Genomic DNA, 16674 nt, shown 5'->3' with positions numbered 1-16674 from the left:
AAAACCTATTTCACTTATACGGAATAGGTTTTTTTATGCTTTTGAAAGTTCTTTAAAACAGAAAAACAGATGCTGATAAATCAACACCTGTTTTTATTAACCAAACTGTAATTATTTTTTCAGGGCAAAATTAGTAAGCTCCTAAGTAGAAACTTCCTGAAGCAGCTTTTAATGTAGCTCCTTTTTTAATTTCTTTGGTTTTATAATTTACAATATAAATATTACCATCTTTCCCTGAAGGAGTTAATGGAAGATATACATTATCTCCTACTAAACCAATGTTTTGGAACTGACCAAATGTTGTGGCTAATGCTGTATCTGTTTCACTATCTGTAGCTAGTTTAGTTGCTGTTTTAGCATTTAAATCTATTAAAGCAACATAACCGCCATTAGTACCTGTTACGGTATAAAGAACAACAGCTACTCCATCTTTAATATATCTCCAGGCTTTAATGCTTGAACCAGTTATGCTTAAAGCAGTATTAAGATTGAAGTGGTAAGTCTGATCGTAATCATTTGTTGCTTTACTGATACGTAGGATATCCGGACCAGAAGTAGCAGTAGCCTGGTAAAGATTTCCATCAGTACCAACATACTGTGTTAATGTACGATAACCAAGGTTATCAATTATACTATTTTCAGAAGTAATGATTTTTGGGTTTCTTAGTGAAGGATAATCTACCACGTAAGTCATAGTACCTACATTTCTTTCTGTAGTAGTCTGCCATCCAGAGATAGCCCCGGTATTTGCATTTGTTGTTACTGTACCGTTTACATTATGTCTTCTAACACCCAAACCTATATATAGTTTGTCTTTAGCCTGGTTTAGTACAGGCACATCTGCTCTCCACACATGGTAACCTTGCGCCTCTAATTCAGCTCCAAGATCGATATCAATATTACCTGTATTTGTGATGGCAGTGTTATTCAAATCGATATTCGCAATTTTGATTTTACCTTTTGGATGTCTCCATACGTAATTTGGAGCACTACCTGTATAAGGATCTAATGCTTCTCCAAAAGATACTCCTACACCAATGCCTTCTGCAGCTTTAACCCAGCGAGGAGAAGTACCCAGGATAGTTGCAGTATTTAATTCAAAGCCTACTTCTTCGTATTTTCCTTCCCCAGAAACCTTGTATTTATTGAATACACCACCTTCTGTTCCCGTATATTGAATATTGTATAAAAACTGACCATCTTCAGAAGCCTGAACACGAGCAGTACGGCTTGATTTTAGAGCAAATCCATTAACATATTTTTCTCCATCCATTTTAAAAAGATCGACTACATAATTTGGATCCGCAGCATTTTCAGGAGTAATGGCATAGGCGCGTGTCCCTCCATTTCCTGCTGTTCCTGCAGCGTCAGGAAAAGATCCTGTTAAAGTAATCCAGCGTGTGCCATCTGCTACTGGTGGATTCGTTCCTGAATCGTTGTTGTCGTCACTACTACAGCTTCCTAATGTTAAGGCTGTAATAACAGTACTAAATAATGCTATTCTAAATAGATTTTTTTTCATGATATTGGTGTATTTGATTATTAAAATTTACTAAATGTGTAATTCAATTTGAAGTAGATTCCTCTACCAGGCTTTTGTATTTGAAAATTGTCATAAACTTGTGCGTTAAACATGTTTTTTAGATCTACACTGGCTACCAGTTTTTTCGAAGGAAAACGATAACTCAGTCCTAAATCATGTGAAATCTGAGTAGGCGTTTTTGACGATTCGGCCATTCCTCTTGCCGTAAAATATTCGGCTACATATCCTGCATTATAATAAGTGGTTAATAGCGATTCCTTCTGAAAAACATTTAAAAAATTATACTGCATGTTCGCATTCATAGTAAAAAAAGGTTCGTTGGCTACCTGATGGCCATAATAATCATTTTTATTGCCATCACTATCTATTTCGCTTTTATCAAGATTGTTGAATTTTGAAATATTAAAAGAAGTATTAAGACGGTTGTTATAGATGTAAATAATTTCTGCTTCGAAGCCTTTTGCTTGTGTTTTTTCAAGATTAACGTACTGTGTGGTTTGAGGATTAGCATCTGATTCATTTACAATATCTGCTGAGTTTACAGTTTGTGCCGTAATTTTATTGTAAGCATTACGCCAGAAAGCGTTAACATAAAACGCTATTTTATGTTTTCCGAAGTCAGATGGATTCCAACGAAAACCTAAATTATAATTGATGTATTTCTCTGCCTGCAATTGAAGATTTGGCAGTATATTTTGTTCAGGTGCTCCAAACAATTGCATATCAGAGGGCATTATATATGAGTTTTCCGTAGAACCAGTGATAAACATACTGGGAATTACATTATATGAGACTGTACCGCCGAAGCCAAAATTACTGTCGATAGTAGTAACATTTTCTTCGACAATTGAATTTACACCTTCTATTGTTACTATTTTTTTTCGTAAATCATTGACACGATTATTGGTGTACTTTCCTGAAATGTAGGTTTTTAATTTCCTGTTAAAAGTTTCTGCGTCATAAGACATAGAAATAATATTTTTGTAAATATGACTGTCGGTAGCTAAATCTTTGGACGCAGGATTTAATAAATCTTCCTCTTTTCTATTTGTTGCTTCAAATTTATGATTTAACGATACACGATGTCCATCTGTAATCAAATAGCCCAAATTGGCTCGTGCGTTTGTAATTTTTGTGTCTATATCAGTAATAACTTTTTTCCCTTGTTGTCCTCCCTCTTTTGTCTTCAATTTAACCAGAACGCCATTTTCATAAACATGCCTTATTTTGCCATCCCAATTGTAAGCATAACCAACAGTATCCTGTAAATAGGTATTACGTTCGCTTCGCACGGCATTGACATTAAAAGTTAAATTTTTTGCAAGAAAATTTCTCTTGTTATAGTTCAGTTCAAATACATTCGCTCCCGTTTCATTAAATCTACCCACATACGGTACAGACATTGTTATACCGTGAGGAATTTCGGTATAGTTACTCGATCCATTGTATACAATAAAAAACTGATCAGCCCATTTGGTGTTGGTAAAACCAACTTCAAAACGTCCGGATATATTTTTATAAGTATTGTTGAATCGTTTTGCTCTGTAGTAGTGTTTAATTTGCTGAAATTCATTTACATATGTTGAAGAGTATCCCCAAGTTTCGTAACTATTGTCTGTGTAGATATAAGAACCAGTGCCTCTGAAGGAAAATCCTGTTTTTTTATCCCGATACATTACACCAAAATCGGATTGGAAAGTGTTAAATGATCCATAAGAGGCTGAAACGTTAGCAGTATTCTGAGACACATCTTTTTTTAGTATCACATTAATTGCTCCACCGACATAATCACCTGTTAAATGAGCAGGCAAAACCCCTTTGTAAACTTCTATACGCTCGATCATGGCTGGTGGAATATTGTTGAGGTTGAAAGACTGACCATAAGTAGAAACCTCAATTCCATTAAGAAAAACTCCTATAGTACTTCCGGACATTCCATTCAGGTTATATACAACATTTGAGCCTATTCCTCCATTTTGTCTAACACGTACACCAACAGACCTGTCCAGTAATTCATTGGTAGTTAAATTTCTTAATGAAGCTTCCTTGGTTTCAATGATTGAAACAGCAAAACCGGAAGTTTCTAATTTTTTCTTTTTTGATGTTCCCTGTACGGTAATGTTTTCTAATGTTTCTGCTTCTGAATCTTTTTCTTTGTTTTTCTCTGTAGATTTTTCTTTTTCTTTTGTCTGATTTTCTTGTGAAAATGACGGTAAAGTCATTAAAATGAGCATAATAAGAAAAGTGTATTTATTGCGCATAGAAGGAAAATGTAATTTTTAGCAGAAAATTATCTTTAATTAGACTTATTATAAATAATTTTGCAGCAAAAGTACCATGACAGTACTTAAAACAGATAGGGAAAAACGGATTATTATTTTGTAAAAACGGATTATATTTTGAGATTTAAATCAATCATTCTGGGAGAAGAACAGCCAATTATAGATATTGAAACCGGCACTTACAATCAAAAAAATCATTTTGCTGAAGAAAAAGTCAATATAAAAAAAGAGGATCTGGGAGAAATTACCAGCATTAATCTAATTACTGAAGATATTTTGATTTTTGATATTCAAATGTATTTTTCAACTCCTCAAACAATCCGAACTGAAATGGTTGGGGAATCTGTAGTACTGAATTTCATTTGCTGTAATAATGTAGAAGCTAATATTGATGAAGTTGAAAGTGAAAAATACACTATAGAAAACACCCATAATATTCTTTACGCCTCAAAACTCAACGCCACTTTTAAAATCCCTGAATTAGAAGAAATTAATTATCTATCGATTATTTTATCTCCGGATTTTTATTCTAAATTAATTAATGAAAACTGGGATCTGCATCAAAAATTCTCGAAAAATATTTTACAGAAAAAAACCGGTTACCTTACGCCAAAATACGTTCCCTTTAATTCGGAAATTCAATGGGCTATTCACGAAATAAAAAATTGTAAATATTCCGGATCCATGAAAAAAATGTATCTGGAAGCAAAGATCAAAGAGCTTATAATTTTTCAGCTTGAATCTTTGAAGGAATTTGAAAGCAAAGTTCCTGTAGACGAAAAGGATTATAAAAAACTGCTGGAAGCCAAAAGAATTTTAGAACGCAATTTTACAAACGCACCTTCACTTCTGGAGCTTTCGAGATTGATATCGCTTAACGAATTTAAACTCAAAAAAGGATTCAAAGCCTGTTTTGAAACCACGGTAAAAAGTTATGTCATCAAACTCAGAATGGAATATGCCAAAAAATTATTCAAAAACAAAAACTCAAATGTAGGCGAAGTTGCTTATAAATGTGGCTATAAAGATGTGTCACATTTTTCGGCTGCTTTTAAATCATTTTATGGTTTTACTCCAATGAATTTTAGAAAGTTCAACATTTTTACCAAGTTGAATTTTATTTTTTGGGAGTTTATCGACTTTTTCCCTTTCGTTGATTTTTTATAAAGGCAAAAAAAGAAGCCTGTTAAGCTTCTTTCTTTATAATTTTCTAAATCATTGTAGTATTATAGTGTGCTTTTTTGTTTGTCTAAAAAAACATTTGATTGAAGCTCTAACAATTCAGTAGCATTTTTTCGTTGCAGATTGTATAGATTTCTATCTTCAGCAATATCTGCATATACTTTATCATGCATTGAAGCACTTGTTTTTATCAGTAACTCACGTTGGTATTTATTCTGTTCCAGAGTGGCTTTCATAGCAGTTTCAGCTTCTTCCTGTTTTATATCGAATTCGCCTTTTGGAGCCAGTAATTTGGCAATTATGGGAGAGGTTTCGATTGCTAAAAACAACAGCATGATAAAAAATGATGGAATCCATGGTAATTTATTCAGGGCATTAATTCTAGCCATTAATCCATCAAAACCTTCGATGATTGGTTGCGTCTGCGAAACCTTTTTATCCAGATCGGCCTGAAGCTGCTTGCCTGCTTTTTCTTTTTCTGCAATTTTGGCTTCGTTAGTTGCTTTTAGAGTTTCGAATTCTTTTAAGGCAGCATCGTGTTTTTCTCTTTTCTCCTTATAAACCGGGCCTTTTCCTAATCTTTTAGTTCCGGCAGTTCCTTCGGCTTCTGTAATATAAGTAGAGTATAAATCATTTACTTCTTTCTCTTTCTTTAAAATATCAGCCTTTAAAGCAGCAATTTCGGCTTTATTTTTATCTAAATCCGATTTGAAATAGGTTCCAATTTGTTTTTTATTAGCCAATTCCATTTCGTTTTTTTCCTTCAGTAAAACGGTATTGATCTCTTTTTCGAAAATTTTGATTTCCAATGGCTTTGAAATTACGATTGCAATAATAATTGCTAATATGATTCGCGGAGTCGCCTGAAGAAATTCATCCATAAAGCGATCTCTTTTTTTAATAGTCGAAACGATAAAACGATCCAGATTAAAAATAAGTAAACTCCAAACCAATCCAAAAATCAGGGCTGGATAAATAGAGTCAAAAACAGTAAAAAGCGCATAAGCACTGGCCAGAAAAGCCATAACTGCGGTAAAAAAAACAGTGGCGCCAATACCAACATATTTGGTTTGTTCGCCTTCTGAACAGCCTGCAAGAAGATTTCGGTCGGCTCCTGAGCACAGGATAAAAAATTGTTTTAACATGATTGATGATTTTTGATTGATAAGGCAAATTTAACGCCAAAAATTTAATTGAAGAGTAAATAGTTGATTTGTTTTTACTTGTGAATCAATTATTTGGTGTTTTAGTGTTACATAAACATTAATATTTTCTGCTTTTAACCGCATAATCATAACAGTATGTTAATTTTTTTTAACGGCTTTAATAACATTCAGTTTTTAGTTTCGCAACCGAAAATTAAACCAAAACACACAATGAAAAATTTTTATGCAGCAGTAATCCTCTTTTTGATAACAATATCGGGGTATGCTCAAAAAGCAATAATATCTGGTAAGGTATTAGACGCTGATGACAAACTTCCTTTGCCGGGAGCCATGATTCAAATTGTTGGTGAAAACAAATACACTGTTTCTGATTATAATGGTCGTTTTGAATTGCTTAATATTAATGTGGGAACTTATCAGGTAACTGTAAAATATATTGGATACACTGCTATTACTCAGGAAATCAAAGTTGAGCAGGGTAAAAATAACGTGATTGACTTTGCTCTTAAAACTACAGGAACAGAGTTGAATGAGGTTGTTGTGGGTGACATCTTAAAAGGTCAGGCAAAAGCGTTGAACCAGCAGAAAAATAACAAAAATATTGGAAACGTAATTTCGTCAGATCAGGTAGGTCGTTTTCCGGATGCCAATGTGGGTGACGCTTTAAAGCGTGTTCCGGGTATCACAATGCAAAATGATCAGGGTGAAGCGCGTAACATTATCATTAGAGGTTTGGCTCCGTCTTTGAATTCTGTAACCTTAAATGGCGACCGTATTCCATCTGCCGAAGGAGACAATAGAAACGTTCAGATGGATTTGATTCCTTCTGATATGATTTCGACTATCGAAGTAAACAAAACATTAACATCAGACATGGATGCTGATGCTATTGGAGGTTCTGTAAACTTAGTGACAAGAGCAACTCCAAACGGTGAGAGAATTTCAGCAACGCTTGCCGGAGGATATCTTCCAATTCGTGAACATGCGTCTTATACAGCAGGATTAGTGTATGGTAACAGATTCTTTAATAATAAATTAGGGATGGTTGTCAGTGGATCGTATAATAATGTGGATTATGGTTCTGATAATATTGAAAACGAATGGGTAAAAGACGATTTCGGAAACCAGTATTTGCAGGCTTCAGAAATTAGAAAATACGATGTACAGCGTATCCGTAGAAGTGGATCGATTGCTTTAGATTATAAATTTGACGAGAATAACAGTATTTTCGCTAATGCAATTTACAACTGGAGAGACGACAGAGAAAACCGTTTCAGAACTACTTATGATGATATCGAACCACTTTATAATGGTGAAGAAATTATTGGTTTTGAAGGTCGTGTAAAACGCCAGACAAAAGGTGGTGTTGATAATAACCGTAATAAAAACAGAAGATTAGAAGATCAGAGAGTTCAGAATTATTCTATTCGTGGAGAACATTTAATCAGTTCAAAATTAGATTTAGACTGGTCTGCAAACTATGCTAAAGCAAGAGAATACCGTCCTGAAGAACGTTACATCGAATACCGTCAGAAAGGTTTAGAGATGTTCCAGGATTTATCTGATCCAAGATTTCCTTTATTGACAACTGTTGGTGAATCTACAGATGAATTTAAATTTGATTCAGTTTCTGAAAATACAGACGAAACAAGCGAAAGTGAATTTGGTGCAAAAGTGAATATCCGTTTTCCATTTTCTGTTATTGCAGGTGAAAAAGGAAGATTAAGAACAGGTCTTAGACTTCGTTTGAAAGAAAAAGAAAGAAACAACACTTTCTATGCTTACGAACCAATCAATGACGGAATGGAATTATTATCTGAAGTTCCAACGAGCTATTTTGATGGAAAAAATTTTAATCCGGGAAGTAAATATGTACCGGGAACTTTTGCTTCGGCTAATTTCTTAGGAAGTTTAGACCTTAACAACGCTAGCTTGTTTGATAAAGAAGCAGACCCGGCTGAATACCTAGCTGTGAATTATAATGCTAAAGAAAGTATCTATGCTGCTTATGTAAGATGGGATCAGGATTTTAACGATAAACTTTCAATGGTTTTAGGTTTCCGTGTCGAAAGTACACACATCGATTATACAGGAAACCGTGTTTTAGATGAAGAAGAATTAGAAAGCCAGATCAACACGACAAATTCTTATACTAATTTATTGCCAAGTGTTTCTTTTCAGTACAATGCTACAAAAGACTTAGTTTTAAGAGCTGCTGCAACTACGGCATTGGCAAGACCAAACTATTATGCATTAGCGCCTTATGTAAACAATATTGCGGCTGACAAAGAAATTACGGCAGGAAATCCGGATCTTGATGTAACGTATTCATACAATTATGATTTCATGGTAGAGAATTATTTTAAATCGGTTGGATTAATTTCAGGGGGTGTTTTCTACAAAAAATTAAATGATTTCATTTACAACTACAGCGATAATCAATATACAGATGCTAAATTTGCTGCAGATTTCCCAAACCAGGTAAATCCAATTCCTGCTGGCGAAAACTGGTCATTTTTGCAATCAAGAAACGGAGACCATGTTAATGTTTATGGTTTTGAGGTAGCGCTTCAGCGTCAGTTAGATTTCCTGCCTGGTAAATTCTTAAAAGGTTTCGGTATTTATTTAAACTATACTTACACTAAATCTAAAGCAAAAGGAATTGCTGATGAAGACGGAAATGAAAGAAACAACATCAGTCTTCCTGGAACTGCTCCGCACATGTTCAACGGATCATTATCATGGGAAAACAAACGTTTCTCGGCAAGAATTTCTACTAATTTCACCTCAGATTATTTAGATGAATTAGGTTCAGAAGCATACAACGACAGTTTCTATGACAAACAATTTTTCTTAGATGCGAATGCGTCGTATAAAATTACGCCTAAACTTCGCTTTTTTGCAGAAGCTAATAACTTAACAAATCAGCCATTGCGTTACTATCAGGGAATTGAATCGAATACAAAACAAGCTGAATACTATCAGGCTCGTTACAATTTCGGTTTGAAATTAGACTTGTAAAACCTGTTTTTTAAAATTCTTAAATTAGACAGAGTTTAACGGCTCTGTCTAATTGCATACAAATACATTATAAAAATGAAGAATAAATCTATACTTGCGTTTTTACTTTTAGCACTTTCATTCACGGCTTGTAAAGATGATAAATTGGCTCCGGTTGCACCAAATGCAGTAAAACCAACTGCGGTTACAGAAGCTTTGCCCCACGATACTGACGATCCCTCGATCTGGATTCATCCAACCGATGCTACAAAAAGTATTATCGTAGGAACCGATAAAGATACAGACGGTGGTTTGTATGCTTTTGATTTAAATGGAAAAATCCTTAAAAAATCAATTCCGTTAAAACGTCCAAATAATGTTGATATCGCTTACGGATTAGTTATTGACGGAAAAAAAGTTGATATCGCCGTTACAACAGAACGTGAAAGCAACAAAATTAGAATCTTCAGTCTGCCGGATTTAGAACCAATTGACAACGGCGGTATTTCGGTTTTTGAAGGAGAAGAGTTGCGTGATCCAATGGGAGTTGCTTTATACACACGTCCAACAGACGGTAAAATATTTGCCATTGTAGGAAGAAAATCTGGCCCTTCTGGAAGTTATTTATGGCAGTATGAACTTTCCGGAAGCGGAAAATTTGCTACAGGAAATGTAGTTCGCAAATTTGGAGCTTATAGTGGAAAGAAAGAAATCGAAGCGATTGCTGTTGATAATGAACTGGGAGCTGTTTACTACTGTGATGAGCAATTCGGAATCAGAAAATACAAAGCAGATCCAGTTTTAAATGATAATAAAGAATTGGCACTTTTTGGACAGAAAGATTTTAAAGCCGATCACGAAGGAATTGCTATTTACAAAAAAACGGATTCTACAGGATATATTTTAGTATCAAACCAACAGGCTAACACTTTTATGGTGTATCCGAGAGAAGGTGTTAACGGAAATCCAAACAGTTATAAATTACTGGCAGAGGTTCCAACTTCAACAATCGAATGTGATGGTGCCGATGTAACCAGTATTAATTTAGGCGAACCATATAAAAACGGTCTTTTTGTAGCAATGAGCAACGGAATGACATTTCATTATTACGCATGGGATTTGATTCAGAAACGTATTGACGAATCTAAAAAATAAATTTTCAGTGTTTACTGTGTTTTCAGTCGCAGCGTCAGTGTTCAGTGTTTATTTTTAGCTGCGATTGGAGACCAAACAAAAAAGCTGTTCATAACGAACAGCTTTTTTTAGTTTGAATTATAATTGCCCTTTATTCTGTAATCGGTGCGCCTGCTAAGATTTCAGCATTTGCAAACTCTTCAAATTTGGCAAAATTAGCTTTGAATTTTTGAGCCAATTCTAACGCTTTTTTATCGTATAAATCTTTGTCTTCCCAGGTATTTCTCGGATTTAAAATTTCGCTTGGGACATTAGGGCAGGATTGTGGTTTAGCGATTCCAAATACTTTATGGTCAACGTACTCTACATTATCCAGTTCTCCGTTTAATGCAGCCGTAATCATAGCACGAGTGTATTTTAATTTCATACGGGTTCCTGTTCCGTATGCACCACCTGTCCATCCTGTATTGATTAGCCAAACTTTTACATTAGCATCTTTCATTTTTTTGCTTAACATTTCAGCATATTTCGTCGGATGCAGAGGCATAAACGGTGCTCCAAAACAAGCAGAGAAATTTGGCTGAGGTTCTGTTACACCTGCTTCAGTTCCGGCTACTTTTGCTGTATAGCCCGAAATAAAATGATAAGCAGCCTGACCTGGAGTCAGTTTTGAGATTGGAGGCAAAATTCCGAAAGAATCTGCCGTTAAGAAAAATATATTTTTAGGGTTATGTCCAATAGACCCCGGTTGAATATTGTCAATATGTGTTATCGGATAACTTACACGTGTGTTTTGCGTAATCGAAACATCTTCATAATCAACTTCGTTTGTTCCGGCTTTAAAAACCACATTTTCTAAAAGTGCTCCTTTTTTGATGGCTCTGAAAATATCCGGTTCATTTTCTTCAGATAAGTTAATTACTTTCGCATAACAGCCGCCTTCAAAGTTAAAAACGGTATTTTCGCTTGTCCATCCATGTTCATCGTCACCGATTAATTTGCGTTCCGGGTCTGCTGATAAAGTAGTTTTTCCTGTTCCGGATAATCCGAAGAAAATCGCAGTATCCCCGGCTTCACCCACATTGGCACTACAGTGCATTGGCAAAGTATTTTCGAAAACCGGTAAAATGAAGTTTAATGCAGAAAAAATCCCTTTTTTCATTTCCCCTGTATAACCTGTTCCTCCAATTAAGGCTACTTTTTTAGTAAAATCCAAAATAGCAAAATTGGACTGTCGTGTACCATCTACAGCAGGATCTGCCATGAAACTTGGTGCACAGATTACAGTCCATTCAGGAGTAAAGTTGGCTAACTCTGACTCTTCCGGTCTTAAAAACATATTGTAACAAAACAAATTTGACCAGGCTGTTTCGGTTACTACGCGAACATTTAGTCTGTAATTGGCGTCAGAGCAAACGTATGAATCGCGTACAAAAACTTCTTTGTCTGATAAAAACTGGGTTACCTTATTATATAGTTTTTCGAAAGCATCCGGTGAAAACGGAATATTTACATTTCCCCACCAAACTTTGTCCTCTGTAATACTGTCTTTTACAATAAAACGATCCTGTGGAGAACGTCCTGTAAACTCGCCTGTATTAATCGCCAGAGCGCCGGTAGAACTTTCAATTCCCTGCCCGGATTCGATCGTTATGGCGTGCAGTTCATCTGCAGATAACTGATACCGGACTGTAGCGTTTTTAATTCCTAAATTAGTTAGCGAAATCGATTTCGAGGAAAGTGTATTCGTCTCCATAAATTTTTTGTTGTGTTATAATTTATCCTAAAATGTCAAATTTTAAAATATAATTGAAAGCTTATCCGGTGTTATATTATTCATTTTTAGACTTAAAAAATAAAAAATATTCACACATAAAAAGATATCTGTTATATATACAACAAAATTAGTTAATAAAATTCAGATAGAATTTTTTTAAATGAATTTTATGATTTTTTCTTAAAAAAAGTAAGCAAAAGAACAAACCAGGCGAAGATTAATAGGAATCCGCCAATTGGAGTTACGAATCCAATAATTTTAAAGTCAATCGTTGTTACATTTTTGGTAGTCAGTAAGTAAATGGAACCTGAGAACAAAAGTACGCCTGCTAAAACTAAATTATAGATCACTTTTAGCGTCTTTAAAGGCAGTTCTGTTCGGGAAGCCACAAAAAATAAAAAGAAAGCATGATACATCTGATAACGAACACCCGTTTCAAAACTGGTTAATTGTTCCGGAGTTAATATTGCTTTTAAGGCATGCGCGCCAAAAGCACCTAAAATAATCGCTAACATTCCGAAAATAGTACCTGTAATAATTATTTTTCTTTCCATTTTTTATGTGTTTTTAATATCACAAAAATACTCTTAATTAAGCCAAACAAAAAACATTTCAAATACACTTTTAAAAAAAATCTGATTTACTTTGTTTCTGTATTTTTTAAAATTTCATCATTCTTTAATTGTTATTTTTGTAACATTTTTGTATGTTTGTGTTATATATGTAAATTATGAGACATATTCTGATCATTGGAGCGGGTAGATCCGCATCGTCCCTGATACAGTATTTGCTTTCAAAATCTGAAAGCGAAAATCTGCATATTACGGTAGCTGATTTATCTTTGGCTTTGGCCGAAAAAAAGACCGGAAATCACCCTAATGCTACTCCAATTGCCCTGAATATTTTTGATGCCGAAGAAAGACAGGTGGCCATAAAAAAAGCTTCAATAGTAATTTCGATGCTTCCGGCACATTTGCATATTGAAATTGCAAAAGATTGTCTACAATTCAAAAAACATCTGGTTACCGCTTCCTATATAAGTGATGCTATGATGGTACTTGATGAAGAAGCCAAAAAAAATAATTTGATTTTCATGAATGAAATTGGCCTCGATCCCGGAATAGATCATATGAGTGCTATGAAAGTCATTGACGAAATTAGATCGAAAGGTGGAAAAATGCTTTTGTTCGAATCTTTTTGCGGCGGATTGGTTGCTCCGGAATCTGATAACAATTTGTGGAATTACAAATTTACCTGGGCACCGCGTAATGTGGTATTAGCGGGTCAGGGTGGTGCAGCAAAATTTATTCAGGAAGGTACTTATAAATACATTCCATACGGAACTTTATTTCGCAGAACAGAGTTTCTCGAGGTAGAGGGCTACGGTAAATTTGAAGCCTATTCCAATCGTGATTCGCTTAAATACCGGTCAATATATGGTTTGGATGATATTCTGACTTTATACAGAGGAACAATTAGAAGAGTTGGTTTTTCGAAAGCCTGGAATATGTTTGTGCAACTGGGCATGACAGACGACAGTTATATCATGGAAGATTCTGAAAACATGAGTTACCGTCAGTTTACCAATTCGTTTTTACCATATCACCCAACAGATTCAGTCGAAATAAAAATGCGTCTGATTTTAAAAATAGATCAGGACGATATTATGTGGGACAAACTTTTAGAACTGGATTTATTCAACCCCAGCAAAAAAGTAAATCTGCCTAATGCGACTCCTGCCCAGATTTTAGAAAAAATACTGACTGACAGCTGGACTCTGGAACCAGATGATAAAGATATGATCGTGATGTATCATAAATTTGGCTACGAACTGAATGGTGAAAAAAAACAAATTGACTCAAAAATGGTTTGCATAGGTGAAGATCAAACGTATACGGCGATGGCAAAAACCGTAGGGCTTCCGGTGGCGATAGCGACTTTGTTGATTTTGAATGGAAAAATTACAACCCCAGGTGTACAGCTTCCGATCAATAAGGAAGTGTATTTGCCAATTTTAGAAGAATTAGAAAGTTATGGTGTCGTTTTTCACGAACAAAGCATGCCATATTTTGGATATAATCCGGACTTGTTTTAAACGGATTTATTTTTAGTTTTTGAATTTTTTAAAATCCGCTTCTTGTAAAAAGGAGCGGATTTTTTTAAATTAATTTTCTGATTGAATTGTAACAGGCAGAATGTAGGCTGTACTCACGGCTGTTCCGTCTTTAAGTTTACCTGGAATCCATTTTTTATTCAATTTTAAACAGCGTATAGCTTCTTCACCGGTACCATAACCGATATCTTTTAAAATCGTAGTTTGTCCAATAGAGCCGTCTTTTTCAATTACAAAACCAATAACAAGTTTTCCTTTTAATCCTACTTTTTCAGGAGTTTTAAACTGTTTTGAAAGATCTGTATAAAAATTTTGCAAACCTCCCGGATAAGTTGGTTTTTCAAAGACCTCTGATATTGAATATACTTTTTCGGCTGACTTTTCAGTGGCTACGATATTAATAGGTAAAGAATATAAGACCCGAACATTTTCTCCTTTATATTTTCCAGGAATCCATTTAGGTGAATTTTGAAGTACACGGATTGCTTCTCTTCCTGTATCGTAACCAATGTCTTTTAAAACTCTTATGTCTGTTAAAGAGCCATCTTTTTCGATTATAAATGTAGTATAGATTTTGCCTGCTAAACCCTGAATTTTTGGAGTTTGATAATTGGCTCCTATGAATTTATAAAACTCTTTAATACCGTCCGGGAAAGATGGCATTTCATCTAATTCAGATATCTTTTTATAATCATTAGTTGTTGATGTAGTTTCTGTCTGGGCTTTTATTTCTAAGGAAATAAGAGCAATAAGTAAAGAAAGGATAGATAAAAGTTTTTTTTGCATTTGTACGGTTTGGCTGATTTTTAATTAGATTAAGAATAGCTGCAATTTTAATAAATAAAGTAATATAAAGTTTTTTTATTTTTTTTCTGCCTGAATCTGGATTGGCAAACTATATAAAACCCGAACGAATTTGCCATTTATAGAACCAGCAGTCCAGTTTGGAGAAAGTTTTAGTACACGAATTGCCTCACTTCCCATTCCGTAACCTAAGTCTTTTAAAACTTTTATTTCAGACAAAGAACCTTCTTTTTCCACTACAAACTGCAGGTAAATTTTTCCTGAAAAGTTGTTTTTGGCAGCCTCAGGCGGCATTTTGAAATTTTCACCTATAAATCTATAAAAGGCTTCTATTCCGCCTGGAAATTCAGGCTGTGTTTCAATTGGATCAATAGCATTTATCGGTCTATCATCGTTTAATTTTTTGTTATTTTCCTGAGCAGTACTTTTATGGCTAAATATAAAAAGCAATAAAGCTGAAAATACAATTGCAGTAAATGCTTTTAGGGTCGATTTTATTTTGCATTCTTTTTTAGTCATCATAAGAAAACGTTTTTTGGTTATTAAATAATTGATAGCACTCGCTAAATCAATACGGGTCTTATCTGAAGCTATTTGGAGTAATAAATTCTGATAATCTGAAACTGAATTGTAACGAACGTTGACTGCTTCGTCTGCCAGAAATTCATGATTAAGCTTAATTGCTTTTTTATACAGGATAAAGATTGGATTAAACCAAAATACAATTTGCAAAATTTCTATAAGCAGAATATCCAAAGTATGTTTTTGCTGCAAATGTGCTTTTTCATGCGCTATTAATTCTGATGGAATTTTATTGTTTTTGAATACTGACTTATTAATGAAAATGGTATTCCAGAACGAGTGTGGCAAAGTGCTTTCTTCAATTAGAATGACTTTTTCTCCGTTTATAAATTGAGTTTCATTTATTTTAATTTTTCTGTAAAATGAATACAGATTCAATATAAAACGAATACTCAGAATTGAAACCACAAGAAAATAAATTCCAAAAAGGACATTAGCCAGATTTAGATAATCAACTAACGATTTTAAACTATCATTGCTTTTCTGAACCACTAATTCGTCTAAGCTAAAAGATCCTATTTTATTGGAAGGATTAGATTGGAAGGAAATAATTTGTAATGGAAATAAAAAACTAAAAACCAAACCCAAAAGTAGATAAGCCCGATTAAAACGAAACATTTTTTCGTTTGCCAGCCATAACTTATATCCTGCATAAAAAAGTAAAAGCAGTAATCCCGATTTTAAAAGATACGCAATCATTTTTTCTTCTTTTGAATTTCTGAATCGATTATTTTTTTGAGTTCTTCCAGTTCCGAAGCTGATAAATTGGTTTCGGTTGTAAAGAAAGAAGCAAATTGCGAGGCCGAATTATTAAAAAAATTGCTAATCAGTCCTTTTACATGTTTAGAGAAATAATCTGTTTTTTTGACTAATGGATAATATTCTCTTGAATTCCCGAACTCGTTGTATGCCACAAATTTCTTATCTATCATCCTTTTTAAAAGCGTTGCAACGGTGGTTGTTGCCGGTTTTGGTTCCGAATAGGCTTCAAGCAGATCTTTCATGAAGGCTTTTTCGAGCTTCCACAAATGTTCCATTAATTGTTCTTCTGAGTTTGATAATTGCATGTTTTTAGAGTTTCTAAGTTTTTC

12 protein-coding genes are annotated in these 16674 nt (G+C 34.3%); 4 read left to right on the top strand and 8 right to left on the bottom strand.

All coding sequences use genetic code 11. The features are described 5' to 3' along the window. Nucleotides 1–130: 130 nt before the first annotated feature. Both GWR14_RS10920 and GWR14_RS10915 read right to left on the bottom strand, forming a co-directional pair. On the bottom strand, nucleotides 131–1522 hold the full coding sequence (locus GWR14_RS10920) for a hypothetical protein (protein WP_163409059.1): 1392 nt from the start codon (nucleotides 1520–1522) through the stop codon (nucleotides 131–133). A 20-nt stretch (nucleotides 1523–1542) separates the two neighbouring features. Then, nucleotides 1543–3804: a TonB-dependent receptor plug domain-containing protein gene (locus GWR14_RS10915; protein WP_163409058.1), complete on the bottom strand. Its 2262-nt coding sequence runs from the start codon at nucleotides 3802–3804 to the stop codon at nucleotides 1543–1545. A 138-nt stretch (nucleotides 3805–3942) separates the two neighbouring features. Between GWR14_RS10915 and GWR14_RS10910 the strand changes: the two genes are divergently transcribed. Further along, on the top strand, nucleotides 3943–4992 hold the full coding sequence (locus tag GWR14_RS10910) for a helix-turn-helix domain-containing protein (RefSeq protein WP_163409057.1): 1050 nt from the start codon (nucleotides 3943–3945) through the stop codon (nucleotides 4990–4992). A gap of 59 nt (nucleotides 4993–5051) precedes the next feature. On the opposite strand, the gene GWR14_RS10905 is transcribed toward GWR14_RS10910, so the two are convergent. Continuing rightward, nucleotides 5052–6152 carry a DUF4407 domain-containing protein gene (locus tag GWR14_RS10905; RefSeq protein ID WP_163409056.1) on the bottom strand — a complete coding sequence of 367 codons (1101 nt, stop codon included), beginning with the start codon at nucleotides 6150–6152 and terminating at the stop codon, nucleotides 5052–5054. A 231-nt stretch (nucleotides 6153–6383) separates the two neighbouring features. Between GWR14_RS10905 and GWR14_RS10900 the strand changes: the two genes are divergently transcribed. Then, complete coding sequence (locus GWR14_RS10900; RefSeq protein ID WP_163409055.1) at nucleotides 6384–9194, top strand: TonB-dependent receptor; 2811 nt, start codon at nucleotides 6384–6386, stop codon at nucleotides 9192–9194. A gap of 75 nt (nucleotides 9195–9269) precedes the next feature. Further along, entirely contained in the window at nucleotides 9270–10328 is a 1059-nt protein-coding gene (locus tag GWR14_RS10895; protein WP_163409054.1) for a phytase, read from the top strand. Nucleotides 10329–10458: 130 nt separating this feature from the next. Here the strand turns inward: GWR14_RS10895 and pckA are convergent, their stop codons facing one another. Together pckA and GWR14_RS10885 are read right to left on the bottom strand one after the other, a co-directional pair. Then, nucleotides 10459–12063, bottom strand: coding sequence for a phosphoenolpyruvate carboxykinase (ATP) (pckA, locus tag GWR14_RS10890; RefSeq protein ID WP_163409053.1), 1605 nt, complete (start codon nucleotides 12061–12063; stop codon nucleotides 10459–10461). 188 nt (nucleotides 12064–12251) lie between these two features. Next, the gene (locus GWR14_RS10885; RefSeq protein ID WP_163409052.1) at nucleotides 12252–12638 is read right to left on the bottom strand and encodes a DUF423 domain-containing protein; all 387 of its coding nucleotides are present in this window, start codon (nucleotides 12636–12638) and stop codon (nucleotides 12252–12254) included. A 176-nt stretch (nucleotides 12639–12814) separates the two neighbouring features. Here GWR14_RS10885 and GWR14_RS10880 point away from each other — a divergent pair, with 176 nt between their 5' ends. Further along, complete coding sequence (locus tag GWR14_RS10880; RefSeq protein ID WP_163409051.1) at nucleotides 12815–14179, top strand: saccharopine dehydrogenase family protein; 1365 nt, start codon at nucleotides 12815–12817, stop codon at nucleotides 14177–14179. A 69-nt stretch (nucleotides 14180–14248) separates the two neighbouring features. Here GWR14_RS10880 and GWR14_RS10875 read toward each other — a convergent pair whose 3' ends face one another. From GWR14_RS10875 to GWR14_RS10865, 3 genes are all read right to left on the bottom strand, one after another. Next, nucleotides 14249–14983 carry an energy transducer TonB gene (locus tag GWR14_RS10875; protein WP_163409050.1) on the bottom strand — a complete coding sequence of 245 codons (735 nt, stop codon included), beginning with the start codon at nucleotides 14981–14983 and terminating at the stop codon, nucleotides 14249–14251. Between the two features lie 75 nt (nucleotides 14984–15058). After that, complete coding sequence (locus GWR14_RS10870) at nucleotides 15059–16282, bottom strand: M56 family metallopeptidase (protein ID WP_163409049.1); 1224 nt, start codon at nucleotides 16280–16282, stop codon at nucleotides 15059–15061. Continuing rightward, nucleotides 16279–16650, bottom strand: a complete 372-nt coding sequence (locus GWR14_RS10865) for a BlaI/MecI/CopY family transcriptional regulator (RefSeq protein WP_163409048.1) — start codon at nucleotides 16648–16650, stop codon at nucleotides 16279–16281. The genes GWR14_RS10870 and GWR14_RS10865 overlap by 4 nt, the downstream gene beginning before the upstream one ends. Nucleotides 16651–16674 lie beyond the last annotated feature (24 nt).

This window comes from Flavobacterium ajazii (assembly GCF_010614725.1).
GTDB classification, from domain to species: Bacteria; Bacteroidota; Bacteroidia; order Flavobacteriales; family Flavobacteriaceae; genus Flavobacterium; species Flavobacterium ajazii.
The sequence above is the reverse complement of the archived record's forward strand: the minus strand, read 5'-3'. Positions and strand labels throughout refer to the sequence as shown.